The sequence below is a fragment of the Cellulosimicrobium composti genome (assembly GCF_010287905.1).
GTDB lineage: Bacteria > Actinomycetota > Actinomycetes > Actinomycetales > Cellulomonadaceae > Cellulosimicrobium > Cellulosimicrobium composti.
In genome coordinates, this window is the sequence record NZ_JAAFAN010000059.1 from 1 (window position 1) to 26,733 (window position 26,733).

Below are 26,733 nucleotides of genomic sequence, written 5' to 3' on the forward strand. Positions count from 1 at the left end.
CGCCCCCCACGTTCCCCCGCCCTCGCTCCCCGGGGGTCCCCCCCGCGGGGGGGGGGGCCCCCGCGGGGGTGTGTTGTCTTCGTGCTCAAAAAACCAACCCCAACCCCGTGTTCGGCGGGGTGCGGGGTCAGGCGTGGAGGCGGCGGAGGAACGCGCGCGTGCGCTCGCGCTGCGGGTCGCCGAGCACCTGCTCGGGCGTGCCTCGCTCGTGGACGCGGCCCTCGTGGAGGAAGCAGACCTCGTCCGCGACGCGGCGCGCGAAGCCCATCTCGTGCGTCGCGACGAGCATCGTGCGGCCCTCGGCGCGCAGCTCGGCGAGCAGGTCGAGAACCTCGCCGACGAGCTCCGGGTCGAGGGCCGACGTGACCTCGTCGAGCAGCAGCAGCTCGGGCCCGTTGACGAGGGCGCGCGCGATCGCGGCGCGCTGCTGCTCGCCGCCCGAGAGCTGGTCGGGGTACGCGGTCACCTTGTGCCCCAGGCCGACCCGGCCGAGCATCTCGACGGCCGCCCCCTCCGCCTCGGCACGCGAGCGCCGGTGCACGAGGCGCGGCGCGAGCGTCACGTTGTCGAGCACGGTGAGGTGCGGGAAGAGGTTGTACGCCTGGAAGACCATGCCCATGCGGGCTCGGACCCGGTTGGCGTCGAGGCGCGGGTCCGCGACGTCCTCGCCGTCGAGCAGGATCTGCCCGTCGTCGACCTCGTCGAGGAGGTTGACCACGCGCAGGAGCGTGGACTTGCCTGAACCCGACGATCCCACGAGCACGACGCACCGGTGCGCGTCGACGTCGAGGTCGATGCCGTCGAGCACGACGCGCCGCCCGCCCGGAGCGCCCGCCGCCGGGTAGGTCTTGCGCACGCCCCGCAGGGACAGCAGGTGGTCCGCGCCCGCGTCCTGCGGGGTCGCGCCGGAGGGCAGGACGACCCCGCTCATCGGATGTCCCCCGCCCCGCTCACGGTCGCGAGCGACCGACCCCAGCCGCGGCGCGCCTGGTACGCGTCGACCGCGCGCGTCAGCGGGAACGACACGAGGAAGAACAGGATCCCCGCGACGACGTAGGGCGTGAAGTTGTAGCTGCCCGTCGTCGCGATCTGCGCCGCGCGGATCGCGTCGACCGCACCGAGCACGGAGATGAGGCCCGAGTCCTTCTGCAGCGAGACGAGGTTGTTCGCGAGCGGCGCCGTGACGTTGCGCACCGCCTGCGGCAGCACGACGCGGCGCGTCGTCTGGGCGCGCGTCAGGCCGAGCGAGCGCGCGGCGGCGACCTGCGAGGGGTGCACCGACTCGATGCCCGCGCGGAACACCTCCGCGAGGTACGCGGTGTAGGTGAGCACGATCGCGAGCGCCCCGAGGAACGCACCCGACGTCGGCAGCCACTCCAGGCGCAGCGCGGGCAGCCCGAAGCCGACGAGCAGCAGCACGAGCAGCAGCGGGACCCCGCGGAACAGGTCCACGTACCCGATCGCGAACGCGCGCAGCGGGAACAGCGCCGGCACGCGGCTCGTGCGCGCGACGGCGAGCCCGAGGCCGAGGAGGGTGCCGACGACGCCCGCGACGACCCACACGCGCAGGTTGAGCCACAGCCCCTCGAGGATCGCGGGCAGCGACTCCCACGCCATCGCGGGGTCGAAGAACGCGGTCCGCGCGCGCTCCCAGCCGGGCGCGTTGACCACGACGAGCACGACCGCCGTCACGACGAGCACCGTGCTGACGAGCGCGACGAGCAGCGAGCGACGACGCTGCGCGCGCCGGAACGCCGCCCGGTCGAGCGCGAGCGGCGACGGCGTCCACGCGTCCACGGGGACGCGGGGGTCCGTGCCGCGCCCGCGGGGGCGGTCGTCGGGCGCCGCCCCCGCGGGCCGGTCGTCGGGCACGGTCACGGCCGTCAGTCGAGGACGGGGATGTCGTCCGACTTGAGCCACGTCGTGCGCAGCTCCGCGAGCGTGCCGTCGGCCTCGAGGTCGTCGACCGCCTGCGAGACGCAGTCGGTGAGCTCCGACCCGAGGTCGAGCACGAGCCCGTACTGCTCGACGACGCCCTCGTCCGGCAGCGTGCCGATGACCACGGAGTCCGGGAAGTACTCGGTCGACGCGGCGACGCCCTGGTCGACGTCCATGACCATCGCGTCGATCGTGCCCGACTGCAGGGCCTGCATGCCGTCGCCCGCGGCGTTGTACGGCGAGATGTCCGCGTCCTCGCCCCACGCGGCCTCGGCGAGCGTGAGGCTCGTCTGCGCGGCGGTGACGCCGATGCGCGCGCCGTCGAGCTCGGCGAGCGTCGTCGCGCCCGCGTACGGGCCGTCCTCCATGACGATGACGCCCTGGCGCGTGGTGAGGTAGGGGCTCGAGAAGTCGACGGCCTGCTTGCGCTCGTCGGTGATCGAGGTCTGGTACGCGGCGACGTCGAACGGCTTCACGGCCGGGCTGATGATCTGCTCGAACGTCACCGTCTCCCACACGACGTCCTCGGGCGCGTAGCCGAGGCGGTCCGCGACCGCGTAGATCAGCGCCGACTCGAAGCCCTCGCCCGAGTCGTGCTCGCGGACGTACCACGGCGAGTACGCCTCGCCCGCGCCCACGGTGAGCACGCCGTCGGTCAGCGTGGGCAGCGCGCCGGGCTCGCACTGCGCGGCGTCGCCCGACGACGGGCCGCCGGTCGGGTCGGCCGCGTCGCCGGAGCCGGTGCCGCCGGACGAGCAGGCCGCGAGCGCGAGGGCGGACACCGCCGTGACGGCGGCGAGGACGGCGGGACGGGGACGCAGACGGCGCATGGTGACCTTCCGGGTGTCGGGCGCCCCGGGGAAGGTGGGCGCCGGCCACTGACGATAACGCCGGTCGTGTCCGCGGCACTCCCCGCGCCTGCCCGCGACGACGTGGGTCGTGTCACAGCACGGACGCGGACGACGCCGTGCCCGGCCCCGACGCGCGGTCGGGCCCGGGCACGGAAGCGTCCGTGAGGAGGCTCAGGACTCCTCGACGTCGGCGAAGACCGCCCTCGCTCCCCCGGTCGCGAGCTCGAACGCGCGCGGGAGGAACGCCTGCATCTCGGGCGTGCCCACGGCCGCGCTCGCCGCGTCGTAGTCGGGGAAGTACAGGTCGATCATGCGGTACGCCGGGGTCGGGCTGCCGTCCTCCTTCGGCCAGACCTTCGACGCCTCCCGGTGCACGACCCCCGGGACCTTGCGGGCGCGGTCGAGCAGGTCGGGGTAGGCGGCCTCGAACGCCTCCGGGTCGACCGGGTTGTCGAAGATGATCGTGATCTTCGAGCGGTTGCTGGGCGACGTGCGCGAGGGGCGGAGCCGGGCCCTGGTCGTCGCCGGCGAGGCGGGCGTCGGGAAGTCCGCCCTCCTGGAGCACGTGGCCGACGCCGCGTCCGGGTGCCGCGTGGTCCGCGCGACGGGCGTCCAGGCGGAGGCCGAGCTGGCGTTCGCGACGCTGCACCAGCTGTGCGCACCCCTGCTCGGCCACCTGGACGCCCTCCCGGGCCCGCAGTCGGACGCGCTGCGCACGGCCTTCGGGCTGCAGGACGGCCCCGCCCCAGACCGCTTCCTGCTCGGGCTCGCGGTGCTCGGGCTGCTCGCGGAGGCGGCGTCCGAGGGGCCCCTCGTGTGCCTCGTCGACGACGCGCAGTGGCTCGACCACGCGTCGGCCCAGGTCCTCGGGTTCGTCGCGCGCCGTCTGGCGACGGAGTCGGTCGCCCTCGTGTTCGGCCGCCGCGGCGCCGAGCCCGACCCGACGCTCGCGGGAATCCCCGAGATGGCGGTCGGCGGGCTCCCGGCCGCCGACGCGCAGGCGCTGCTCGACTCGGTCGTCCGCGGGCCGCTCGACCCGCGGGTGCGGGACCGGATCGTCGCCGAGACACGCGGGAACCCGCTGGCGATCCTCGAGCTGCCGCGCGGGCTCACGCACGCGCAGCTGGCCGCCGGCCTGGGCGCGGACCACCCGGGTGGCCTGACCGCCCGGATCGAGGACAGCTTCCGGCGCCGGCTCGACCGGCTGTCCCCCGGCCAGCGCCGCCTCGCGCTCGTGGCGGCCGCCGAACCCCTCGGCGACGCCGCCCTGCTGTGGCGCGCGGCCGAGGTGCTCCGCGTGTCCCCCGACGCCGCCGACCCCGCGGCGCTCTCGGACCTGCTCCGCTGGACGACGACCCGGGTGTCGTTCCGCCACCCCCTCGCCCGCTCGGCCGTCTACCGCTCGGCCGGGGTGGAGGAGCGTCGCGAGGTCCACCACGCGCTCGCCACGGTGACCGACCCGGCGGTCGACGCCGACCGCCGGGCGTGGCACCTGGCGCAGGCGACCGCGGGCCCCGACGAGGACGTGGCCGCAGAGCTCGAGCGGTCGGCCGCCCACGCACAGGCCCGGGGCGGGTACGCCGCCGCGGCCGCGTTCCTCGACCGCGCCACCGTCCTCACGCCCGACCCGGCCGCCCGGGCGTCCCGCGCGCTCGCCGCGGCCGAGGCCCACGACCTCGCCGGCGACCCGGACGAGGCGCTCCGCCTCCTCGCCGCCACGCAGGCCGCGCCGCTGACCGGCGCCCAGGCGGCCCGCGTCGACCTCCTGCGCGCCGAGATCGTCCACGCCCGCAGCCGCGGGGACGACGCCCCGCCCCTGCTCCTGCACGCCGCCCGCCGGCTCGAGCCGTTCGACGTGCCGCTCGCACGAGACACCTACCTCGAGGCGCTCGCCGCCGCCCAGTTCGCCGGTCGAGCCGTCGCGGGCGGAGTCCTGGGCGTCGCGGAGGCAGCCCGGCGGGCGCCGTCCCCCGCCGGTCCACCGCGCGCCCGGGACCTCCTCCTCGACGCCATGACCCTCCTCGCGACCGACGGCTACCCGGCCGCGGCGCCGCGCCTGGCGCGTGCGCTCGAGGACTTCCGGGCGACCACCACCGACGAGGACGCCCTCCGCTGGGACTGGCTCGCGTGCCGCGTCGCGTCCCTGCTGTGGGACCACGAGGCGTGGACGGAGCTCGCCGACCGCACCGTCCGGCTCGCGCGCGGCACCGGCGCGCTGCGCGCCCTGCCGGTGGGGCTCGCCTTCCAGCTCGCGCCCCGGGTCCTGGCCGGCGAGCTCGACGCCGTCGCGTCGCTGAGCGAGGAGATGGACGCCGCCGCCGACGCGACGGGCGTGGTCCACCTCCCGTACGGGTCGATGCTGCAGGCGGCGTGGCGCGGGCGCGAGGCCGAGGCGACGGCGACGATCGAGTCCTCCGTCGAGGCGTCCCGGGCGCGGGGCGAGGGGATGGTCCTGATCGCCGGCCACACGGCGCGAGCGATCCTCTACAACGGGCTCGGGCGGCACGACCTGGCGCTCGCGGCGGGCGAGCGGGCGTCGGCGAACGAGGACGCCCTCGCCTGGTACAACTGGGCCCTCGTCGAGCTCGTCGAGGCGGCGGTCCGCTGCCGCGAGCACGATCGCGCCCGCGACGGCCTGGAGCGGCTCGCGGAGCGGACCGCCGCGTCCGGCACCGACTGGGCCCTCGGCGTCGAGGCCCGCTCGCGCGCGCTCGTGGCCGGCGACGACGCCGAGACGCACCACCGCGAGGCGATCTCCCGCCTGCGCCGCACGCCGGTGCGCGTGGACCTGGCGCGCGCCCACCTCCTCTACGGAGAGTGGCTGCGGCGCGCGCGCCGGCGACTCGACGCGCGCCACGAGCTCCGGACCGCCTACGACCTGTTCTGCTCGATGGGCCTCGAGGCGTTCACCGAGCGGGCGCGCCAGGAGCTGGAAGCCACCGGGGAGACCGCACGCCGCCGCGCGGTCGACGCGCGCACCGAGCTCACGAAGCGCGAGGCGCAGATCGTCCGGCTGGCCCGCGACGGCCTCTCCAACCCCGAGATCGGCACCCGGCTGTTCCTCAGCCCCCGCACGGTCGAGTACCACCTGCACAAGGTCTTCGCGAAGCTCGGCATCGCGTCGCGCACCGAGCTCGCGCGCGCCTTGGACCGCTCCTCCACGCCGTAGGGCGACGGCGGCCCCGCACCCCGGCCGACGGCGACCCTCCGCGTCCCCCCGGCAGGGCGCCCCGGCGTGCCCGGCGCCGGTGCCCGGCACGCCGGGGGTGCGTCGTGCCGGGGTGCTGACCGGGCACCTCACGGATTCGACCGGGACCCGACGCGAGCGAACGTCTCCTGTACGAACCGGCGCCACGGACCGCCCGTCCGGCGCCACGGAAGGGAGACCACCATGACCACCGCGACCCTGCGCGCGACGACGGCCCCGCGCCGTCGCCCCTCCGCCCCGGTCCCGACCACGACCGGACTCGTGAGGGCAGCATGACGACGACCACCACGATCCCCACGACCTTCGGCGCGGCCCTGCGCCGCCTGTACCTCACCCGCTTCGTCGTCGCCCTCGTCTGGGCGGCCCTGGTCCTCACCACCGCGACCGCGGCCGGGCCGTGGCTGACGACCCTGCTCGTCGTCTACCCGCTGGTCGACGCCGCCGCCGTGCTGTGGCAGGTGCGCGTCACCCCGGGCACCGCGCGGTCCACGGTCGCGGAACGGGTGAACGTCGTGGTCAGCGTCGCCGTCGCCGTCGCGCTCGGCGTCGCGTCGACCCAGTCCCTCGGCGCAGCCCTCGCCGTCTGGGGCGTCTGGGCGATCGGCGCGGGCGTCCCGCAGCTCGTCGCCGCCGTCCGTAACCGCCGCACGGGCGGGCAGGTCGCCCAGATGCTCAGCGGCGGCCTCTCGGTCGTCGTGGGCGGCGCGTTCCTCGCCCAGGGCCTCCAGGGCACGGAGACGATCGCCGGGACCGCCGGCTACGCGGCCCTCGGCGGGATCTTCTTCCTCGTCTCCGCCCTCCGGCTCGGCCGCGTCCTGCGGGAGAAGGAGTCATGAGCGTCATGGACACCACGACCTACGACTACGACCTGGTCGTCGTCGGCGCCGGACCCGTCGGCGAGAACGTCGCCGACTACGCGACCCGGCGCGGGCTGCGTGCGGCCGTCGTCGAGTCCGAGCTCGTCGGGGGCGAGTGCTCGTACTGGGCCTGCATGCCGTCCAAGGCGCTGCTGCGCAGCGGGCACGCCCTGCGGGCCGCCCGCCGGGTGGCGGGCGCCCGCGAGGCGGTCACCGGCAGTCTCGACGCCGCCGCGGTGCTCGCCCGGCGCACGTCGTTCACGGACGGGTGGGCGGACGACGGCCAGGCCGCCTGGCTCGCGTCCGCGGGCATCGACCTCGTCCGCGGACGCGGCCGGGTCGTCGGGCCACGCGCCGTGCAGGTCGGCGAGCGGGTCCTCACGGCCCGGGCGGTGGCGCTCGCCACCGGCACGGTGCCGGTGGTCCCGCCGGTCGCCGGCCTGGCGGACGCCGCCCCGTGGGGCACCCGGGACGCCACGTCCGCGGACCACGTACCGCCGCGCCTCGTCGTCCTCGGCGGGGGCGTGGCCGGCGTCGAGCTCGCCCAGGCGTACGCCTCGCTCGGCTCGCGCGTGACCCTCCTGTCCGTCTCCGGGCTGCTGGACCGCGAGGAGCCCTTCGCGGGCGAGCACCTCGCCGGCGCCCTCGCGGCGGACGGCGTCGACGTGCGCCTCCACGTCACGCCGACGCGCGTCGACCGTCGGGCCGACGGCGTCGTGACCGTCACGCTCGACGACGGCCGCGTGGTCGAGGGCGAGGAGATCCTCGTGGCGACCGGGCGCCGCCCGAGCACCGGCGACCTCGGCCTCGACGCGCTGGGGCTCTCCGGTGCGCTCCGGGTCGACGAGACCCTGCGAGTCGAGGGCACCGACTGGCTGTACGCCGTCGGGGACGTCAACGGGCGCGCGCTGCTCACCCACCAGGGCAAGTACCAGGCGCGCGCCGCCGGGGAGGCGATCGCCGCGCGGCTGCGCGGGACGCCCCTCGACGACGGCCCGTGGGGCGCGCACGCTGCGACCGCGGACCGCGCCGCGGTGCCCCGCGTCGTGTTCACCGATCCCGCCGTCGCGAGTGTGGGGCTCACCGAGGCCCGGGCGCGCGAGAGCGGGCTCGCCGTCCGCACGGTCGAGCACGACCTCGGCTCCGTCGCCGGCGCCGCGCTGGAGGCCGACGACTACACGGGCCGCGCCCTGCTCGTCGTCGACGCCGACCGCCAGGTCGTGGTCGGCGCGACCTTCGTCGGCCGAGACGTCGCGGAGCTCCTGCACGCGGCGACCGTCGCGATCGTCGGGGAGGTCCCCGTCGACCGGCTCTGGCACGCCGTCCCCGCCTACCCCACGATCAGCGAGATCTGGCTCCGCCTGCTCGAGAGCTACGGCCGGCCGAGCTGACGACCGCCTGCCGGCAGGCAGGACGGCACCACAGAACACCGCGCTCGGCGCCGCCCCGGGGCATGAGCCCCGGGACGGCCGCCGGGAGCGGCGACCACCGCAACACCAACCCCTCGGAGGAATTGTCATGCGTCTGCGTCTTCGTATCCCCGCAGCCCTCGCCAGCGCTCTCACCGTGCTCGGCGTCATCAGCCCCACCCTCACGGCCTCGGCCGTCGGGGGACCCCCGACCCCGCAGCCGAAGCCGACCGTCGTCCTCGTCCACGGGGCGTGGGCGGACTCGTCGAGCTGGTCACCCGTGATCGAGCGGCTGCGCAAGGACGGGTACCCCGTCCAGGCCCTCGCGAACCCGCTCCAGGGCCTGACGGGCGACTCGGCGTACGTCTCCAGCTACCTGTCCACCATCGACGGCCCCGTCGTGCTCGTGGGCCACTCCTACGGCGGTGCCGTGATCACGAACGCCGCCGCGTCGAACCCGGACGTCAAGGCGCTGGTCTACGTCGCCGCGTTCATCCCCACCGCCGGCGAGACCGTGGGCGACCTGGCCGCCAAGACCTCCCCCGCGATCCCGCTCGTCTCGACCCCCGTACCGGACGGCGTCGAGGTGGCGATCGACCCGGCCCGGTTCCGGGAGTTCTTCGCCAACGACGTGGACAAGGAGACGGCCGCCGACCTGGCCGTGGTCCAGCGACCCGCCAACACGCGCGCGGTGACCGACGCCAGCGTCGGTGAGGCGTTCCGCACGATCCCGTCGTGGAGCCTCGTCACGCGCAAGGACCACGCGATCGACCCGGAGGTGCAGCGCTGGATGTCCGAGCGGGCCGGCGCGTACACGGAGGAGGTCAACGGCTCGCACGCCGTCATGGTCAGCCACCCGGTCGCGGTCGCGCGCCTGATCGAGGACGCCGCCCGCAGCACCCGGTGACGAGCGACCCCGCTGCCCCACCGGCCGGAACGAGGAAGGCCCGGACCACGTTTCCGTGGTCCGGGCCTTCGTGATGTCCTGCGACATCTTTCGTAGCGGGGGCAGGATTTGAACCTGCGACCTCTGGGTTATGAGCCCAGCGAGCTACCGAGCTGCTCCACCCCGCGTCGGTGATCACTACTCTACGGGACGTTCCGGACCAGGCCAAATCGGGTGAGCGAGACGTGGATCACTCCAGCACCTCGACCCCGAACGCGAACGTGCGCACGGCCCCGGGCTCGAGCCGCACGTCTGCCGCGCAGTCGGGGCGGTTGAAGGCGTCGGTGAGCGTCTCGACCGGCTCGACGGCCACCGCCGCGCGCGCCCGCCGCCCCAGGCCGTCCCCCGTGTAGACGTGCACGAGGCCGCGGTCCTGCCAGAGCGCGAGGCCCTGCCCCGTCGCCGGGTCGCGCACGAGCGTGCGGGCCCGGCCGTCGGCGTCCGGGCGCAGGCCCCCGAACGCGTGGTCGAGGCGCACGCCCGCGAGGGGCAGCGGGCCGACGCCGTCGATCTCCTCCAGGGCGGACGGGCCGGCGAGCGGGAGCAGGCCGACGTCGGTCACCACGGCGCGGCGGGCGGGCACGGTGAGCTCGAGGCCGTCGACGCTCGCGTGCCCCGGCACGCGCAGGTACGGGTGCCACCCGAGCGCGACCGGCGCCGCCGTCGGGCCGACGTTGCGTGCGCGGAGCACGACGTCGAGCGACGCGGCCCCGAGCACGTAGTCCACCTCGAGCTCGAGCGCGAACGGGTAGCCCGCGTGCGCGTCCGCCGCGACGGCGGCGCGCAGCGTGACGGCGACGGGCGTGGCCCCGGCGTCCGGGGGCCCGGCGGGTCGCGCCGAGCGGGGGCCGGGCTCGACGACCGCCCAGTCGAGCGTGCGCGCGAACCCGTGCATGGTCACCGGCTCCCACGGCAGCACCGGGGGCACCTCGTGCCGGACCCCGTCGAAGGTGTAGGCGCCGCCCGCGAGGCGGTTGACGAACGGCGCCATGAGCGCCGAGCGCGCGGCGTCGTGCGTCGCGACCTCCACCTCGTCGGTGTACCCGTCGACGAGGTCCTCGACCCGTACGGTCCCGTCCGCGCCGCGCCACGGGGCGCGCCACGCGAGCACCGCGGCGCCGCGCAGCGCGACCACGAGCTCGGCGCCGGAGGGGTGGCGCAGGCGCGCCGCGGGGACGGCGGGGGTCACGTCGCCCGCCGCGTCGCCCGCCGCGCTGAAAGCGTTGCTGCAAACCGTTGCAGAGGTCACGAGGAGCGATCCTCCCGTCCGCCGGAGGAAATGACAAACCCGCCGCACGACGGACGGGCGGGGACACCCGTCGGTGTCCCCGCCCGTCCGTGGCGGTACGTCGCGCGCGCGACCGTCCGTCAGCCGCCCGACGACTCGGTGTCGAGCCGCTGCTCGGCCGCGAGCGCCGCCTCGAGCGCCTGCCGCAGGCGGTCCTGCGCCTCGCCGTACGCCGCGAAGTCGCCCTCCGCGAGCGCGGCCTCGCCCGCCTCGATGGCCTGCTGCGCCTGGCGCAGCGCCTGGTCGAGCTCGGCGCGAGCGCCGCCGTCGACCGTGCCGCCGTCCGCCGGCGGCGCCGGCTGCTCGGCGTCCGGCTCGCCCGCGTCCGGGTCGGTCGTGCCGGGGTCGGTCGTGCCGGGGTCGGCCGTCTCGCCGTCGGCCGGCTGGTCCGGGACCTCGGTCTCGACCCCGCCGTCCGCGTCGCCCGCGTTCGCGCCCGAGTCGCCGCCGAACACCTGGTCCAGCGCCTCGTCGAGCGTGTCCGCGAAGCCGATCTCGTCGCCGAACGACACGAGCACCTTGCGCAGCAGAGGGAACCGCGTGCCCTCGGTCGACTGCACGTAGACCGGCTGGACGTACAGGAGGCCGCCGCCCACCGGGAGGGTGAGGAGGTTGCCGTTGATGACCGTGGAGTCACCACGGCGCAGCGCGAGCAGGCCGTCCGCCGCGGTCGGGTCGGTGTTGAAGTTGTTCTGCACCTGACCCGGGCCGGGCACGGTCGCGTTGCGCGGGAGCTCGAGGAGGCGCAGCGTCCCGTAGTCCTCGGAGCGCACACCCGCCTCGCTGCCCGGCTCCGCGTCCACCGCGAGGAAGCCCGTGAGGATGTTGCGGTCGGAACCGCCGCCCGGGATGTACGTCGACATGAGCGAGAACGTCGGGGCGTCCTGGCTCGGCATCTGCAGCGTGAGGTAGTACGGCGGCTGCAGCGGCTTGACCTGGCCGCTCGCCGTCGGGTCCTCCGGGCTGCGCCAGAAGTCCTGGCCCGAGAAGAACTCGTTCGCGTCGTCCACGTGGTAGCTCGCGAGCAGCGTGCGCTGCACCTTGAACAGGTCCTCGGGGTAGCGCAGGTGGCTCATGAGGTCGCCGGAGATCTCCGACATCGGCTGCACCGTGCTCGGGAAGACCTTCGTCCACGCCTGCAGGAGCGGGTCCTCGGCGTCCCACGCGTACAGGTCGACCGACCCGTCGTACGCATCGACGGTCGCCTTGACCGAGTTGCGGATGTAGTTGATCTGCTGGGGCGCGAGCGCCTCGACCGAGTTCGCCGCGACGAGCGAGTCGGCCGTCGACTCGTCCAGGGACTCCGACGTCGAGTACGGGTACGCGTTCGACGTCGTGTAGCCGTCGACGATCCACTTCACACGGCGGTCCACGACCGCGGGGTACACGCGGCCGTCGAGCGTGAGGTACGGCGCGACCTTCGCGACGCGGTCGCGCGGGCTGCGGTCGTAGAGGATCTGCGAGTCCTCCGTGACGCGGTCGGAGAACAGGATCTGCTCGGACCCGAACTTCAGCGCGTACAGCACCTTGTTGAGGAACGTGCCGACGCTCGGGCCCGCCGCGATCTCCTGCGTGGGGAACGTGTTGTTGACCTGCCCGCCCTCGTCGTCGACCGGGTAGTCGAGCTCCCACGGTTCGCGACCCTCGGGCGCGCCCACGATCGAGTACTGCGGCGCCTCGGGCGAGAAGTAGATCCGCGGCTCGTAGCCGCCGGCGTCGGTGAACGCGCCCGTCGACGGGATCGAGCCCTCGTAGAACGCGGGCCGGCCGTCCGGGCCGATCTGGTTGCCGTACGCCGCGACGACGCCGAAGCCGTGGGTGTAGACCGTGTGGTCGTTGACCCAGTTGCGCTGGTCGGCGCCGAGGCCGTCCTGGTTGAGCTCGCGGACCGCGATGACGGTGTCGCGGCTCTCGTCCTCGATCGTGTAGCGGTCCACCGACAGCGACGGCGAGAACTGGTAGTACTGCTTGTTCTGCTGGAGCTGGCTGAACGACGGGCTGACGATCTCCGGGTCGAGCAGGCGGATCGACGCGGTGGTGTCGGCGTCCTCGCGCAGCGCGCCCGCCTCGGCCTCGGTCTTGGCGTTGTACTGCTCGGTCTGGACGTCGTCGATGCCGTAGGCGGCCTTGGTCGCGTCGATGTTGCGCTGGATGTACTCCTCCTCGAAGTCCTGCGCGTTCGGCGTGACCTGGAAGCGCTGCACGACGCTCGGGTAGATGCCACCGATGGCGATGGCGGAGACGACCATGAGGCCGACGCCGATCGCGGGCAGGCGCCAGTTTCCGCGGACCGCGGTGACGACGAACAGCGCGGCGACGAACAGCGCCACGACCGTGAGGATCGCCTTCGAGGGGATGACCGCGTGCACGTCGGCGTAGGACGCGCCGTCGAACTTCGCGCCGCCCGACGTGAGGATCGAGTAGCGGTCGAGCCAGTAGTTCGCCGCGATGAGCACGAGGAGCAGCGCGGCGATCACGGAGAGCTGCACGCGCGCGGCCGTCGTCGTGCGCGGCCCGGCGTCCGCCCCGCCGCCGATGCGCAGACCGCCGTACAGGTAGTGCGTCGCGACGGCGGCGATGCCCGAGATGATGACGACCGCCATGAGGAAGCTCACGACGAACCGCAGCAGCGGCAGCGTGAAGACGTAGAACGACAGGTCGATGCCCCACTGCGGGTCCGTCGTGCCGAACGGCACCGCGTTGAGCGCGAGGAGGACCGTCTGCCACTGCGACGCCGCGGCGGCGCCCGCGAAGAAGCCGACGAGCGCCGGCGCGACGACCATGACGACCTTGCGCAGCGGCTCGATCGCCTCGCGGTACTGGTCGAGCGTCGCCTGCTCGGGCGTCGAGGGCGCGTAGATCGGCCGCGACCGGTACGCGAGCGAGAACGACAGGAAGACGAGCCCGCCCATGACGAGGAAGCCCGCGACGAACAGGGCGATGCGGGCGCCCCACTGCGTCCACAGGACGTTCGCGAAGTCGAGCTGCTGGAACCAGAGCACCTCGGTCCAGAACTGGGCGAGCAGGAGCAGGAGGACGACGAGGGCGCCGACGACGGCGATCGCGATGCCGATCGGGCTCCGGCGCCGGGCGGGCCGGCCCCCGGGGGACGGCCGGCGGGGCGCTGCGGCGAATGACACGGTGGGTATACCTCTTCGGGTCGTGGCTCGGGCGTGCACCGGGGTCAACGCCCGGTCCTCCCCCAAGGTTCCCACGGCCCGCGGCTCCGTGGGGGCTCTCCCGGCGCATGGGGGACGATGGGGGCATGCCCCAGCCTGACGACGCCGCGCCCACGCCCGCCTCCGCACCCGGACCCGACCCCGTCGCTCCGGGCGGCCCGACGCCCCGCCACGCGCTCGCGCTCGCGGTCCACGAGGTCGAGGCGCACGCCGCGGACGCCGGCTGGGACGCCCCGCCGCGCCTCTTCGCGCTCGTCATGACGGCCGGCGCGCTCGCGGCGGACCCGACGCTCGCCGACCGGCTCCCGTCCGACGTCGTCGCCGCGTCGGGCGCGGACCCGCACCACCTGCTGTCGATCGAGCAGGAGGGCTTCGCCGTGGACGGCGACCTCGAGGACGGGCTCGCGCGCGTCGCGTGGCCGCCGACCGTCGACGGCGCCGCGCTCGTCGTCGAGCGCATCGTCCTGCCGCCGGCCGCCGAGGAGGACGTCCCGGAGGACCCCGACGCCGCGCTCGACTACCTCACGTCCCACCCGGACCGCCAGGACGTGCGCCTCGCGGTCGGCGTGCTGCGCGACGGCTCGTCGTGGTGCGCGGTGCGTTCCCGGGCGCACGACGCGGCGACCGACGTCGCGGGCGGGCCCGACCTCGTCCCCGGCCTCGTCACGGCGCTGCGCGCCACGCTCGAGGACTGACCGACCCCCGCCCGGGGGCAGCGACGGCGCGCCCGGCGCGCGCCCGACGTCAGTCCCGCGCCTCGCACGTGGGGAGGGAGTCGCCGTTCCCCGCGCCGATCGCCGTCATCGCGGCGCGCGCGTCCGCGAGCGTCGAGACGGCCGCGACGTGCAGGCCGTCCGGAACGTTGCCCACGACCTCGGGGCAGTTGGCCTGCGGCGCGAGGAACCACGTCGCGCCGTCGCGCAGCGCGCCGTACAGCTTCTGCTGGATCCCGCCGATCGGGCCCACGTCGCCCTCGACGCTCATCGTGCCCGTGCCCGCGATGACGACGCCGTTCGCCTCGTCCTCGGGCGTGAGCTGGTCGACGATGCCGAGCGCGAACATCGTGCCCGCGCTCGGGCCGCCGATGTCCTCGATCTGGATCGAGACGTCGACCGGGAAGTCGAACGCCGGGTCGATGTACACGCCGAGCAGCGCGGTGTCGCCGCCGTCCGTCGTCGTCACCGTGAGGTCGGTGGCCGTGCCGTCGCGCAGGACGCCGAGCGTCACGTCGTCGCCGGGGTCGACCGCGGCGAGACCGTCGATGAGGTCCTGGTACGTCGGGACGGGCGAGCCGTCGAGCGCGACGATGACGTCCCCGGGCTCGACGACGCCGTCGGACCCGCTGCCGGGGACGGCCGCCTCGACGGTGAGCGTGGCCGGTACCTCGTAGCCGAGCTCGGTGAGCGCGGCGACCGTGGCGTTCTCCTGGGAGGAGATCATCTCGGCCTGGCCCTGCTGCTCGGTCTCCTCCTTGGTGCGGCCGGTCGGGAAGACCTCCTCGACGGGGCGCACGCTGCGCGACCGGTCGAACCAGCCCTGCACGACCTGCCCGACGTTCACCGGGTAGCCGGGGCCGCCCGCGACGGAGACCGTCGTCAGGAGCAGCTCGCCGGTGGAGTCGAACGTCTCGGCGCCCGTGATCGAGATGAGGGGCGTCCCGTCCTGCTCCCCGAGCGTGTCCTCCGTGGGCCCCGGGGAGCGCACCGCGTACGGCGCGGGCAGCACGGCGAGACCCGCGACGAGCAGCGTCGTCGCGAGCAGGGAGATGCCGAACGTCAGGGACCGCCGGGTCACGGGGGGCGGCACGTGCTCGTCCTCGGCGAGGAGGGCGTCGAAGGAGGGGGCGTCGCTCACCGGGACATCATCCCCGAGGTTGCTGGGATCTCCCTGCGGCGACCACGCCCAGGGGCGAGCGTGCCGCCGTCAGGGGCGCCGCGAGCGCGCCTGGCGCCACACGGCCGCGGTCCCGAGGACGGCGACCGCGGCGCCCGCGGCCCCGATCGCGGCCGCGTCCCGACCCCCGAACCGACGTCCGCCGACGCCCACGCGGCCGCGTACCTCCGCGAGGAGCACCTCGAGCGCGGCCGCGCCCGACCACGCCGGCGACCACCCGGCGTCGTGCAGGCGCCGGGCCGAGACCGACCACGGGTGCACGACGAACGCGAGGTCGTTCGCCGGGGACGGCAGGACGCCCACGCGGTGCAGGCGCTCGGCGGCGCCGAACGCCGTGGCGGGCGGGAGCTGGACCGTGCGCATCCCGGCCGCCGCGGCCACGGTCTCCGAGTCGAGCGCGTCGGGCTCGCCGTCGCGCAGCGGCCCGGCGGTCAGGCCCCCGACGAGCCCGCGGTCGAGCGCGACGCGCACCGCGGACACCACGTCCTCGACGTGCACGAGCTGCCACGTGCGCCCTCCGCCACGCACCGTGAGGAGCCGCGGCGCCTCGAAGTGCCGCGTGAGCACGGTGTCCACGCCCGGGCCCACGACGACGGCTGGCCGCACCACCGCGAGCGGCACCGCGCCGAGCGCCTCGCCCAGCGCGTCCTCGAACGCGACGAGGTCGCCCGCGAAGCCGGGGCCCTCGTCGCGCACGACCGGGTCGTCGTCGTCGATCACGTCGCGGCCCGGTGTGGCCCCGTGCACGGCGGCGGACGTCACGGCGACCACGTGCTCGATCCCCGCCGCGACCGCGGCCTCCCCGGCGCGGCGGCCGAGGAGCGCGAGGCGCGCCCGCTGCTCGGCGTCGGTCCGCGCGGTCGGGGCGCCGAACTCGCCCGCGGGCGCGACGACGACCAGCCGGCGCGCGCCGTCCGGCCAGCCGCCGGGGTCGACGGGCGAGGCCTCGGGCGCGCCGAGGCCCGCGCGGACCGCGTCCGCGACCTGGCCGACGCCGACGACCACGGGCGGGTCGTCCTGCGCACCGCCCGAGACCGCCGCGGGCACGGCTCCGTCCGCCTCCACCACGGGGCCGTCCCCCGCGCCGGCGGGGGGTGGTCCCCCGTCGCCGGGTGCGTCGCTGCGCCGTGAGCGAACCCGGCCCTCGGACATGCCTCAGCCCCCGTTCTCGGCGCTCGATCGTGGTTACGGTGATCACCGACGCTACCGTGAGGAGTCGCCATGAGCAGCCTTCCCCCCGACCGCACGCCCGGACCGGACGACGACGCGCCCTTCGACCCGCGGTTCGAGGAGCTGCTCCGCTCGATGCTCGGCCCCGACGCGGACGAGGCCCTGCGCGAGCTGCGTGCCCGCGGCCTCGACCCGCAGTCGCTCGCCGCGGGCGGCGCGGCCGACCCCCAGCTCTTCCAGCACGTGCTCGCGCAGGTCCAGCGGCTGCTGTCGACCCCGAGCGACGGCCCCGTGAACACCGACGTCTCGCACGACGTCGCGCGCCAGGTCGCGGTCGCGGAGGGCGACCCGTCCGTCACCGCGGCGCAGCAGCGCGCGGCCACCGACGCGCTGTCCGTCGCCGAGCTCTGGCTCGACGCCGTCACCGACCTCCCGCCGTCGGGCGGGAAGAGCCACGCGTGGAGCCGCTCCGAGTGGGTCGAGCACACGCTCCCCGCGTGGAACGAGCTCGTCGCGCCCGTCGCGTCGTCCGTCGCGGACGCGCTCGCGACCGTGCTGCGCGACCAGCTCCCCGAGGGCCTGGGCGACGAGCCGGGCGCCCTCCCGGGCGTCGGGTTCACGCTTCCCGGCCTCCCGGCGGGCGCGACCGGCCTGCCCGGCGGCGACCCCGCCGCGCTCATGCGGCGCCTCGGGTCCGCGGTCTTCGGCATGCAGGTCGGCCAGGCCGCGGGCACGCTCTCGCGCGAGGTCTTCGGCGCGACCGACGTCGGGCTGCCGCTGCTCGACCGCCCCGCGACGGTCCTGCTCCCCACGAACGTCGAGGCGTTCGCCGAGGGTCTCGACGCCCCCGCCGAGGAGGTGCGCCTCTTCCTCGCGCTGCGGGAGGCCGCCCACGCGCGCCTGTTCACGCACGTCTCGTGGCTGCGCGGGCACCTGCGCGGCCTCGTCGACGCCTACGCGCGCGGCATCACGATCGACCTGTCCGCCCTGGAGTCCCAGCTCGCCGACGTCGACCTCGCGGACACCGACGCCCTCCAGCGCGCGCTGTCCGGCGGCGTCTTCGGGCTCCAGAACACGCCCGAGCAGCAGGCCACGCTCCTGCGGCTGGAGACGACGCTCGCGCTCGTCGAGGGCTGGGTCGACGAGGTCACCGCGACCGCGGCGCTCCCCCACCTGCCCCACGCGGTGCCGCTGCGCGAGATGCTACGGCGCCGGCGCGCGGCGGGCGGCCCCGCCGAGCACACGTTCGCGAGCCTCGTCGGGCTCGAGCTGCGCCCGCGCCGCTCGCGCGACGCGGCCGCGCTGTGGGCGCTCATCGCCGCGCAGTCCGGCTCGGCCGCGCGCGACGGCGTCTGGGACCACCCCGACCTCCTGCCGGACGCGACCGACCTCGACGACCCCGCGGGCTACGAGGGACGGCGCGCGGCGACGCGCGCCGAGGAGGCCGACGTCGACCGCGCGCTCGAGGAGATCTTCCGCGCCGCGGAGGGCGGGTCGGAGGACGGGCCGGACGACGGCGGCGCGGCGGACGAGGGCGGCGCCACGCGCTGACGAGCGCGGGTCGACGGGCGGCGGCTGCTCGCCGTCAGCGAGCGCCGTGGGGAGCGTCGTCCGCGGCGTCCGCCTCGACGCGGCTCGGCTCGACGTCGGTCCCGCGCGTCTCGACGTCCGCGTCGTCGGGCTCGACCTCGGCGTCGCGCGCGAACGACACGCCCTCGAGGAAGCCGCGCGCCCGGTCCGTGCGCGGGTAGGGCTCGAGCAGCTTCCAGAAGCCCGGCCCGTGACCCGCGTGCAGCAGGTGCGCGAGCTCGTGCAGCAGCACGTAGTCGAGCACCCACGGCGGCATGCCGCGCACCCGGGTCGAGATGCGGATCGTCCCGTCGATGAGCGTGCACGAGCCCCAGCGCCGGTCCTGGTTGCTCGACCACCGCACGCTCGTCGGGTGGGCGCGCCCGTCGAGGTACTTCTCCGAGAGCTCGGCCGCGCGCCGTTCGAGCTCGGCGTCCGACGGCCGGCGACGACGCTCGGAGTCGGCCAGCCGGTCGAGCATGCGCTGGACCCACTCGCGCTCCTGCGCGCGCGTGAACCGCGCAGGGATCGCGACGATCGTGCGCTCGCCGTCGCGGTAGGCGCTCACCGTGCTCTTGCGTCGGCGGCTGCGCCGAACCTCCACGATCGTCTCCCGGACCACGCTCAGACCGTAGTGGTTCTCGCCACGAAACGGCAGTGCCCCACGCCGCGCGGCGCGCTTTCCCGCGTCGTTCGGTCGAGGAAACGGCGTCCGGTGCTGTGGTCCGGGTCAAGGAAGCACCGCCGGGACGTCATCCCGGCCGCGCCTGTGGACAACGCTCGGCGCCGTGGCACGCCGTGCCACGCTGGCCCGGACGGCCGCACGGTCGTCGACCGACCCCACCGCCGGAGGACCCGTGCAGCGACGACGCGTGCTGCGACCCGACGCACCGCTCCTGCGGCGCGCTCCCGGCGAGGTCCAGGTCGGGACGGACCCGCGGTGGTCCGTCCGGCTCGCGGGCCTCGACCCCGACGACGAGGCGTGGCTGCGCGGCCTCGCGTCCCCGTCCGCACGGCGCGGCACCGTCGAGGAGCCCACGACGACGACCTCGGGGCGGCGTGCGGCGCTCGTGCGGCTGCTCGACGAGGCGCACCTCCTCGTCCCGGCGCGCCGCAAGCGCCCGGACTCGCCCGCACCGGGGAACGGCGAGGCGGAGCTGGCCGTCCTCTCGGCGCTGCGCGCGGACGGCGCGGGGCACCGCGTCCTCGCGGCGCGCTCGCGCGCGACGGTCGCGGTGGTCGGGCTCGGCCGCCTCGGCGCCGCGCTCGCCGTGCACCTCGCGACGGCCGGGGTGGGCACGCTCGTGCTCGACGACCCGGGCGCGGTCCTCACGACCGACGTCGGTGTCGGGGCGTACCGGCTGCGGGACGTCGGGTCCGTGCGCGCGACGGCGGTGCAGCGGTTGGTCGGGGAGGTCGCACCGGGCGTCGTGACCGCGGTCGTGCCGGAGACGGCGGTCGTGGCGGGGACGGGTGCTGGGACGGTGAGGCACGGGGCTCCCCCGCCGGACGTCGTCGTCGTGGTGGAGCACGGTGCGGCGGACCCGGGACGGGTCGCACGGCTCCTGGGTGAGGGGGTGGCGCACCTGTCGGTCGTGGTGCGCGAGGCCGACGTGGTCGTCGGGCCGTTCGTGCGGCCGGGCGTCGACCCGTGCCTGACGTGCGTGGAGATGCACCGGGCGGACGTCGACCCGTGCTGGCCGCAGCTCGCGCGACAGCTGCGGGGTCGGTCCCTGCCGGCCGGCGAGGAGTCGTTGCTCGCCGCGTCGGCCGCGGCGGCGGCGCTCGGTCAGGTCCTGGCAGCCCTGGACGGGCTCGTGCCCCGCGCAGCCACGGCGTGCATCGAGATCCCTGCTCCCGATGCCGTGCCGCGGCTGCGCGAGACGAGCCGCCACCCGCGGTGCGGGTGCGGCGAGCTGGCGCGCACGCCCCCGGACGGGGCGCCGACGCGCATGTCAGGCCGCCGTCGAGGCGCCGACTGACGCCTCGGCCTCGGCCCGAGCGGCCTCCTGCGCCTGGCGCTCGGCCTCCCGGGCGAGCACCTCGGCCTTGCTCGGACGGCCGCGGCCGCGCTTGCGCGCGACGACGACGCCGTCCACGAAGACCTCGCCGCCCCAGACGCCCCAGGGCTCGCGGCGCTCGACCGCGCCGGCGAGGCAGCCCTCGACGAGGGGGCACGTGCGGCACAGGGCCTTGGCCTCCTCGACCTCGGCGGTGCGCTCGGCGAACCAGAGCTCCGGGTCGTTGGTGCGGCAGGGCAGCAGGCCTGCGAGGAGACGGTCGAACTCCGCGGAGTCCTTCTCGCCCAGCGGGGTGGCCAGCGGTTGGTGGGGTACCCAGGGGCCGGATCCGCCCTGGGCAGTGATGTTGTCGAGCAGCGCGGTGAGCCGCACGATGTCCTCCAGTGATGTCCTGTCGTGGGTGTGAACGTCGTCGTCACAGGACCCTGAGGACAGCGGTCCCGTCGATGCTGACGGGAGACGCCGGTGATCCTCATCGGCAGACGTGCTCGGAGAACACGAAGGCCACGGGTCCGAGACGGACTCCGCGGCCTGGAAGGTTCTGGTCGGTCAGACCAGTCGTGTCCTGGAGGCGGAGTCGGGAGCGGGGCGGGTGACGAGAATGCCGCCGCGGAGCGCGGCTGCACGCGGACGGAGTCCTCCTGGCGTGCCCGTGCACACGGACGCGTTATCCAGCAGGTTCGCCATGGCGATCTGGTTCTTCATCAGCTTTCCCACCCCCTCTCTCCGTTCGGAGCGCACCTCCCGGCGCGCCCCTCTCCAACAGGACTCGTCGACCATATGACGCGCCTCGCAGGGCGCACAACTTATTTACGAGACTTTTTTCGACGAGTTCTCGCGGGCCCCTCCGGACGCCGGGACCGGCGGTACCTCAACGCTCCGCGCGGCTCACGATGTCGAGGATCGTCGCGCCGTACCGCTCGATCTTGGCGGGCCCGAGCCCGCTGATCCGGGCGAGCGCCGCGGTGCTGGTCGGCCGGGTCTCCGCGATCGCCGCGAGCGTCGTGTCGACGAGCACCGTGAACGCCGGCTTGTCCGTCTCCTGCGCGACCTGGCGGCGCCACTCGCGCAGGCTCTCGAACAGCTCCTGGTCGTACTCGCCCGTGAGCCGCACCTTCGCCTGCCCGCTGCGCGACCGGCGCGGGCCGTGCGCGCCCGGCTCCTCCGGCCACAGGCCGTCGAGGAAGCGTGTGCGACGGCGCGTGGCCCGGCCGCCCGGGTTCCGCGACCGCGCGAACGAGAGCTCCAGGTGCTCGCGCGCCCGGGTGATGCCGACGTACAGGAGGCGACGCTCCTCCGCGACCGCCTCGTCGGTCTCGGCGAGCGAGATCGGCATGAGCCCCTCGCTCATGCCCGCGAGGAACACCGCGTCCCACTCGAGGCCCTTGGCCGCGTGGAGCGACGCGAGCGTCACGCCCTCCACCGTGGGCGCATGCTGCGCGGAGGCCCGCTCGTCGAGCTCGGCGACGAACGCCGCGACCGTCGGTGCGGGAGCGTCCGACGCCGCGGCGAGCGCGGCGAGGTCGTCCGCGAGCGCGACGAGCGCCTGCGTCGACTCCCAGCGCTCGCGCGCCGCGCCGCGCGCCGCGGGCGGCTCGGGCGCCCAGCCCGCGGCGGCGAGGACGTCGCGCACCGTCTCGGGCATCGGCACGTCCGGGTCCGCGGAGCGCGCGGCACCGCGCAGCAGCACGATCGCGTCTCGCACCTCCTTGCGCTGGAAGAACCGCTCCCCACCGCGGACGAGGTAGCCGATGCCCGCGTCGGCGAGCGCGGACTCGAACGCCTCCGACTGCGCGTTCGTCCGGTAGAGGACCGCGATCTCGCTCGCCCGGGTGCCCGCCGCGAGCAGGCGCGAGATCCGCTGGGCGATCCCGGTCGCCTCGGCCTCGTCGTCGTCGTACGCCGTGAACGCGACGGGCGGTCCGGCCGGGCGCTGCGCGACGAGCTCGAGCGCCTGGTGCGCCCCGCCCGCGCGACCCGCGCGCGCGAGGAGCTGGTTCGCGAGGTTCACCACCTGCGGCGTCGAGCGGTAGTCGCGCACGAGCCGGATGACCTGGGCGTTCGGGTGGGTGCGCTGGAACGTCAGGAGGTGGTGCGGGGTCGCGCCCGTGAACGAGTAGATCGTCTGCGACGGGTCGCCCACGACGCACAGCTCGTCGCGACCGCCGAGCCACTGGTCGAGCACGAACTGCTGGAGCGGTGAGACGTCCTGGTACTCGTCGACGACGAAGTGGCGGTACTGGCGCCGCACCTCGTCCGCGACCCCGCCCTGCGTCGCGAGCATGTCCCCCAGCATGAGGAGCACGTCCTCGAAGTCGATGACCGACCGCTCCGTCTTGACGTCCTCGTACGCCGTGATGAGACGCGCGACCGTCTGGTGGTCGTAGCCCGCGGGCGGCTCGCGGTCGATCGCCTCGCACGCGCGGACGTAGTCGTCGGCCGTGACGAGCGAGACCTTGGCCCACTCGACCTCCGACGAGAGGTCGCGTACCGCGACGCGGTCGACGCCGACGCCGAGCCGGCGGGCCGACTCCGCGATCACCGGGGCCTTGTGCTCGAGGATGCGCGGCGGCGCGCCCCCGACGACCTTGGGCCAGAAGTAGCCGAGCTGGCGCAGCGCGGCGGCGTGGAACGTGCGCGCCTGCACGCCCGTCGCGCCGAGCTCGCGCAGGCGCGTGCGCATCTCCCCCGCCGCGCGCGCGGTGAACGTCACGGCGAGCACGCTCGTCGGCACGTACACGCCGGTGCGCACCCCGTAGGCGATCCGGTGCGTGATCGCGCGCGTCTTGCCCGTCCCGGCCCCGGCCAGGACGCACACGGGACCGCGCAGCGCGACGGCGACGTCGCGCTGGTCCGGGTCGAGCGCGTCGAGGATCTCGTCGGCGGAGCGGAGGGACGGCGGGCGTGAGACCGGTGGCGTGGACATCACCGCGATTCTCTCAGGCCCCGGTGACACGCGCGGGGCGGTGGGGACGACGCACCCGCGGGAACAGCGCGGAGGCCGCCGGTGTTACCGTCACGACCGATCGCCCGCGGCAACCGCCGCACGGACCCGCACAGGAGAGCCTCGATGCCCACCTCCCCGACCCTTCCCGACCCCGGCTCGATCGTCATGTACTCGACGAGCTGGTGCGGGTACTGCCGCCGCCTCAAGACGCAGCTCGACTCCGAGGGCATCGGCTACACCGAGGTGAACATCGAGGAGACGCCCGGCACCGCCGAGTTCGTCGAGTCGGTCAACGACGGCAACCGCACGGTGCCGACCGTCGTCTTCCCGGACGGCTCCGCCGCGACGAACCCGTCGCTCGCCGAGGTCAAGCAGCGCCTCGCCGCCTGACGCGCCACCGCGGGGCCGGTCCGGACGTCCGGGCCGGCCCCGCGCGCGTCCGGGGCGGCCGTCGTGCGTCAGGGGCGGCCGTCACGCGTCGGGCAGGCGACCGCCGAACCAGTCCTCGACGAGAGCGCGCGCGATGGACGCCCGCCCAGGCAGCAGCACGTCGCCCGCGCGCACGGCCTCGGCCAGCCCGGCGCGCGTGAACCAGCGCGCGTCGGTGAGCTCGACGCCGTCGGGGCGCAGCTCCGTCGTCAGCGCGCGCGCCGCGAACCCGAGCATGAGCGACGCCGGGAAGGGCCAGGGCTGGCTCCCGCGGTAGGCGACGTCGCCGACGACGACGCCCACCTCCTCCGCGACCTCTCGCCGTACCGCGCTCTCCAGCGACTCCCCCGGCTCGACGTAGCCCGCGAGCGTCGAGAACCGCCGCTCGGGCCAGTGGGCCGCGTGCCCGAGGAGCAGGCGCTCGTCGTCCCCCTCGCCGTGCAGGACCGTCATGATGACCGCCGGGTCGGTGCGCGGGTAGAGCTCGATCCCCTGGGCCACGCAGCGGCGCGTCCAGCCGCCGTTCTCCACCGTGGTGCGGCCCCCACAGCGCGGGCACCGCGTGTGGTTCGCGTGCCATGCCGCGAGCGCGACCGCCTCGGTCGCGAGCCCCGCGAGCGGGGCGCCGAGCCCGCCGACGAGCTCGCGCAGACCCGACCAGTGCCGCTCGCGCGCGAGGACGGCGAACGGGTCGGACGCGTCCACGCCCTCGATGTCGACCTCCTCCGCGTCCGCGTCGTCGGGCAGCACGAGCGCGACGTACGCGACGCCGCCGTCCTCCCCGAGGAAGAGCCAGCGCGCGTGCTCGTCGTCGGTCACCGGGTCCACCGCGGCGACGTCCGTCGGCCCGAGGAGCGCGACGCCGTCCGCCGGGGTCGGGCCCGCGAGCGCGAGGCGGCCGCGGTGCACGAGCAGGACGCGCGTCGTCGGCTGCGCGCGCAGCGTCCGCACGAGGCCCGGCTCGGCGCGGCGGTGCGCCGCGCGGTCGACGACCGCGCCGTCGAGCGGGAGGGGGAGGTCGCGCAGCGTGGTGCGCGGGAGGTCCGGGCCGGGCGGCCGGGTGCCCGCGGGCGTGGGCGCGGCGGCGGGCTGGTCTGCGGCGGGCGTGCCCGACGGCGGTCGGCCTGCTGGGGTGGTCACCCCCCGACCGTAGGCCACGCCGCACGGCGTGGGGCGCCCGGGGCGTGCACGGAGACCGACTACCGTGGTCGCGTGCCCCGCTCACCGCTGACCCTCGCCGCGCTCGCGACCGCAGCCGTGCCCGGTCTGGACGCCCGCAGCGCGCGTCCCGTCGAGGACCCGGGCGACTACGACACCGCGATCGTCACCGACGCCGACGGCGGCCGCTGGACCGTGCGCGCCCCGCGCAGCCTCCAGGCCGGCGCGGCGCTCGAGGCCGAGGCCGAGCTCCTGTCCTCGCTCCAGCACTACGCCGAGTCCGGCGTGCTGTCGTTCGCGGTGCCGCGCGTCGCCGGCACCGCCCTGCTGCCCGAGGGCGGGCGCGCCGTGGTGGGGCCGGCGCTCGAGGGCACGCCCCTCGACGTCGACGCCCTGCGCCCCGGGCCCGGCCTCGCCGCCGACCTGGGTCGCGTCATCGCGGCGGTCCACGAGCTGCCGCGCGCGATCGTCGACGACGCCGGCCTGCCTGGGTACGAGGTCGAGGAGTACCGCACGCGCCGCATGGCCGAGCTCGACGAGGCCGCGGCCACGGGGAAGGTGCCGCCGAACCTCCTGCGGCGTTGGGAGACCGCGCTCGAGGACGTGTCGCTGTGGCGCTTCCAGCCGGTCGTCGTGCACGGCGACCTCGGGCCCGAGCAGGTGCTCGTGGCGCGCGGCCGCGTCGTCGCGGTGACCGACTGGGCGAGCGCACGCGTCGCCGACCCGGCCGACGACCTCGCGTGGCTGCTGGTCTCCGCGCCGCCCGAGGCGATCGACTCCGTCATGGAGGCGTACCAGCTGCGGCGCACCGAGCTCACGGACAAGCACCTCGTGGACCGCGCGCTGCTCGTGGGCGAGCTCGCGCTCGCGCGCTGGCTCCTGCACGGCGTGCGCCACGGTCTGGACGACGTCGTCGCCGACGCGCTCGACATGCTCGCCGACCTCGACGAGGCGACGCAGGACGACGCCGACTGACCGGACCGGGCTCGGCGCCGTCGTCCCGCTGCCGCGGTCCGCGGAGCGCGGCGGTCCCGCGAGCCGCGCTGCGGCCGCGCGGGCACGTCAGCCCGCGAGCAGAGCCTCGATCTCGGCCTCGCCGAGGAGCCGGCGCGGCCGCACCGTCTCGTCGGACGCGACGTAGTAGAACGCGGCGTTGACCTTCTCCAGCGGCAGGCCCGTCCAGCGCGACCACGCCAGCCGGTAGACGGCGAGCTGCACCTCGCGGACGCTGCGCGCGGCGGCGTCCGACGGTGCCCGGCCCGTCTTCCAGTCGACCACCACGACCGCGTCGTGCGCCCCGCCCGCGAGCTCGGGCTCCTCGGGGAACACCGCGTCGATGCGCGAGCGCAGGACGGTGGCGCCCACGGGCGTCTCGACGTCGACCTCGACGGCGACGGGCGTGCGCGCGGCCCACTCCGACGCGAGGAACGTGCGCTGGAGCGTCTCGAGGTCGGCGTCCGGGTCGAGGTCGTCGTCGTCCGCGCCCGGGAGGTCCTCGACGTCGAGCAGCGACGACGTCGTGAAGTAGCGCTCGGCCCACAGGTGGAACCTCGTGCCGCGCCGGGCGTGCACGGTGGGCTCGACCGGGACCGGGCGACGCAGGTGCAGCGCGTACTCGTCGCGGTCGGCCGCGAGCCGCACGAGGCTCGACGCCGACACGTGCGGCGGCAGCTCGACCTCGCGCCCCGACCGCTCCGCGCGCTCCGCGAGCAGGACCCGCGCGAGCGCGACGAGGTCGCGGCCCTCGCCGTCGACGAGCACGCCCGTCGGAGCCGTCAGGCCTGCCGGACCACCGCCCGGCTCACGACCGTCCGGCACGCCGTCGCCACCCGGCGCACCGCCGCCACGCGGCGCACCGTCGCCACCCAGC

Annotated in this window: 22 protein-coding genes and 1 tRNA gene; 9 read left to right on the forward strand and 14 right to left on the reverse strand. The window is 75.7% G+C overall.

Annotated elements, in window-relative coordinates; all coding sequences use genetic code 11:
• Window positions 1-127: 127 nt before the first annotated feature.
• The 4 genes from GYH36_RS15170 to GYH36_RS15185 all read right to left on the reverse strand — a co-directional run bounded on the left by GYH36_RS15170 (window position 128) and on the right by GYH36_RS15185 (window position 3,164).
• On the reverse strand, window positions 128-931 hold the full coding sequence (locus GYH36_RS15170) for an amino acid ABC transporter ATP-binding protein (RefSeq protein WP_024841026.1): 804 nt from the start codon (window positions 929-931) through the stop codon (window positions 128-130).
• Window positions 928-1,878, reverse strand: a complete 951-nt coding sequence (locus GYH36_RS15175) for an amino acid ABC transporter permease (protein WP_312028663.1) — start codon at window positions 1,876-1,878, stop codon at window positions 928-930. Before GYH36_RS15175 ends, GYH36_RS15170 begins: the two co-directional genes overlap by 4 nt.
• Window positions 1,879-1,883: 5 nt before the next feature.
• Window positions 1,884-2,768, reverse strand: coding sequence for an ABC transporter substrate-binding protein (locus tag GYH36_RS15180; RefSeq protein WP_024841024.1), 885 nt, complete (start codon window positions 2,766-2,768; stop codon window positions 1,884-1,886).
• 192 nt (window positions 2,769-2,960) lie between these two features.
• Window positions 2,961-3,164 carry an EthD domain-containing protein gene (locus GYH36_RS15185; protein WP_203231914.1) on the reverse strand — a complete coding sequence of 68 codons (204 nt, stop codon included), beginning with the start codon at window positions 3,162-3,164 and terminating at the stop codon, window positions 2,961-2,963.
• Between the two features lie 82 nt (window positions 3,165-3,246).
• Between GYH36_RS15185 and GYH36_RS15190 the strand changes: the two genes are divergently transcribed.
• From GYH36_RS15190 to GYH36_RS15205, 4 genes are all read left to right on the forward strand, one after another.
• Window positions 3,247-5,958 (forward strand): helix-turn-helix transcriptional regulator, encoded by a 2,712-nt coding sequence (locus GYH36_RS15190; RefSeq protein WP_162290275.1) that lies wholly within the window; start codon window positions 3,247-3,249, stop codon window positions 5,956-5,958.
• Between the two features lie 311 nt (window positions 5,959-6,269).
• Window positions 6,270-6,833 (forward strand): hypothetical protein, encoded by a 564-nt coding sequence (locus GYH36_RS15195; RefSeq protein ID WP_162290276.1) that lies wholly within the window; start codon window positions 6,270-6,272, stop codon window positions 6,831-6,833.
• A gap of 5 nt (window positions 6,834-6,838) precedes the next feature.
• On the forward strand, window positions 6,839-8,245 hold the full coding sequence (locus GYH36_RS15200) for a dihydrolipoyl dehydrogenase family protein (RefSeq protein WP_162290277.1): 1,407 nt from the start codon (window positions 6,839-6,841) through the stop codon (window positions 8,243-8,245).
• 127 nt (window positions 8,246-8,372) lie between these two features.
• Window positions 8,373-9,170, forward strand: a complete 798-nt coding sequence (locus GYH36_RS15205) for an alpha/beta fold hydrolase (protein ID WP_115942186.1) — start codon at window positions 8,373-8,375, stop codon at window positions 9,168-9,170.
• Window positions 9,171-9,263: 93 nt separating this feature from the next.
• Here GYH36_RS15205 and GYH36_RS15210 read toward each other — a convergent pair.
• From GYH36_RS15210 to GYH36_RS15220, 3 genes are all read right to left on the reverse strand, one after another.
• Window positions 9,264-9,337 (reverse strand) — tRNA-Met (locus tag GYH36_RS15210).
• A 62-nt stretch (window positions 9,338-9,399) separates the two neighbouring features.
• Complete coding sequence (locus GYH36_RS15215; protein ID WP_162290278.1) at window positions 9,400-10,458, reverse strand: aldose 1-epimerase; 1,059 nt, start codon at window positions 10,456-10,458, stop codon at window positions 9,400-9,402.
• A 119-nt stretch (window positions 10,459-10,577) separates the two neighbouring features.
• Window positions 10,578-13,637: a UPF0182 family membrane protein gene (locus GYH36_RS15220; RefSeq protein ID WP_162290279.1), complete on the reverse strand. Its 3,060-nt coding sequence runs from the start codon at window positions 13,635-13,637 to the stop codon at window positions 10,578-10,580.
• A 125-nt stretch (window positions 13,638-13,762) separates the two neighbouring features.
• Between GYH36_RS15220 and GYH36_RS15225 the strand changes: the two genes are divergently transcribed.
• A complete protein-coding gene (locus GYH36_RS15225) occupies window positions 13,763-14,371 on the forward strand; it encodes a PPA1309 family protein (protein ID WP_024840468.1) in 609 nt (202 codons plus the stop codon).
• A gap of 49 nt (window positions 14,372-14,420) precedes the next feature.
• On the opposite strand, the gene GYH36_RS15230 is transcribed toward GYH36_RS15225, so the two are convergent.
• Both GYH36_RS15230 and GYH36_RS15235 read right to left on the reverse strand, forming a co-directional pair.
• The gene (locus tag GYH36_RS15230) at window positions 14,421-15,530 is read right to left on the reverse strand and encodes a YlbL family protein (RefSeq protein WP_024840467.1); all 1,110 of its coding nucleotides are present in this window, start codon (window positions 15,528-15,530) and stop codon (window positions 14,421-14,423) included.
• A 69-nt stretch (window positions 15,531-15,599) separates the two neighbouring features.
• Complete coding sequence (locus GYH36_RS15235; RefSeq protein ID WP_162290280.1) at window positions 15,600-16,637, reverse strand: Rossmann-fold NAD(P)-binding domain-containing protein; 1,038 nt, start codon at window positions 16,635-16,637, stop codon at window positions 15,600-15,602.
• 153 nt (window positions 16,638-16,790) lie between these two features.
• On the opposite strand from GYH36_RS15235, the gene GYH36_RS15240 reads away from it, so the two are divergent.
• The gene (locus tag GYH36_RS15240) at window positions 16,791-18,290 is read left to right on the forward strand and encodes a zinc-dependent metalloprotease (RefSeq protein ID WP_162290281.1); all 1,500 of its coding nucleotides are present in this window, start codon (window positions 16,791-16,793) and stop codon (window positions 18,288-18,290) included.
• A 34-nt stretch (window positions 18,291-18,324) separates the two neighbouring features.
• Here the strand turns inward: GYH36_RS15240 and GYH36_RS15245 are convergent, their stop codons facing one another.
• The gene (locus GYH36_RS15245; protein ID WP_312028664.1) at window positions 18,325-18,930 is read right to left on the reverse strand and encodes a YgjP-like metallopeptidase domain-containing protein; all 606 of its coding nucleotides are present in this window, start codon (window positions 18,928-18,930) and stop codon (window positions 18,325-18,327) included.
• A gap of 235 nt (window positions 18,931-19,165) precedes the next feature.
• Between GYH36_RS15245 and GYH36_RS15250 the strand changes: the two genes are divergently transcribed.
• Window positions 19,166-20,290 (forward strand): ThiF family adenylyltransferase, encoded by a 1,125-nt coding sequence (locus GYH36_RS15250; RefSeq protein WP_162290282.1) that lies wholly within the window; start codon window positions 19,166-19,168, stop codon window positions 20,288-20,290.
• Here the strand turns inward: GYH36_RS15250 and GYH36_RS15255 are convergent.
• Window positions 20,264-20,701 (reverse strand): WhiB family transcriptional regulator, encoded by a 438-nt coding sequence (locus GYH36_RS15255; protein WP_115942156.1) that lies wholly within the window; start codon window positions 20,699-20,701, stop codon window positions 20,264-20,266. The genes GYH36_RS15250 and GYH36_RS15255 overlap by 27 nt on opposite strands.
• A 499-nt stretch (window positions 20,702-21,200) precedes the next feature.
• Window positions 21,201-23,255 (reverse strand): ATP-dependent helicase, encoded by a 2,055-nt coding sequence (locus GYH36_RS15260; RefSeq protein ID WP_115942155.1) that lies wholly within the window; start codon window positions 23,253-23,255, stop codon window positions 21,201-21,203.
• A 144-nt stretch (window positions 23,256-23,399) separates the two neighbouring features.
• Between GYH36_RS15260 and GYH36_RS15265 the strand changes: the two genes are divergently transcribed.
• Window positions 23,400-23,666, forward strand: a complete 267-nt coding sequence (locus GYH36_RS15265; protein ID WP_024840460.1) for a mycoredoxin — start codon at window positions 23,400-23,402, stop codon at window positions 23,664-23,666.
• A gap of 81 nt (window positions 23,667-23,747) precedes the next feature.
• On the opposite strand, the gene nudC is transcribed toward GYH36_RS15265, so the two are convergent.
• The gene (gene nudC / locus GYH36_RS15270) at window positions 23,748-24,845 is read right to left on the reverse strand and encodes an NAD(+) diphosphatase (RefSeq protein WP_312028665.1); all 1,098 of its coding nucleotides are present in this window, start codon (window positions 24,843-24,845) and stop codon (window positions 23,748-23,750) included.
• 72 nt (window positions 24,846-24,917) lie between these two features.
• On the opposite strand from nudC, the gene GYH36_RS15275 reads away from it, so the two are divergent.
• Window positions 24,918-25,838, forward strand: a complete 921-nt coding sequence (locus GYH36_RS15275; RefSeq protein ID WP_115942154.1) for a phosphotransferase — start codon at window positions 24,918-24,920, stop codon at window positions 25,836-25,838.
• An 87-nt stretch (window positions 25,839-25,925) separates the two neighbouring features.
• Here GYH36_RS15275 and GYH36_RS15280 read toward each other — a convergent pair.
• Window positions 25,926-26,733: PD-(D/E)XK nuclease family protein (locus GYH36_RS15280; protein ID WP_162290283.1), on the reverse strand; the 808-nt coding region annotated here is incomplete at its 5' end.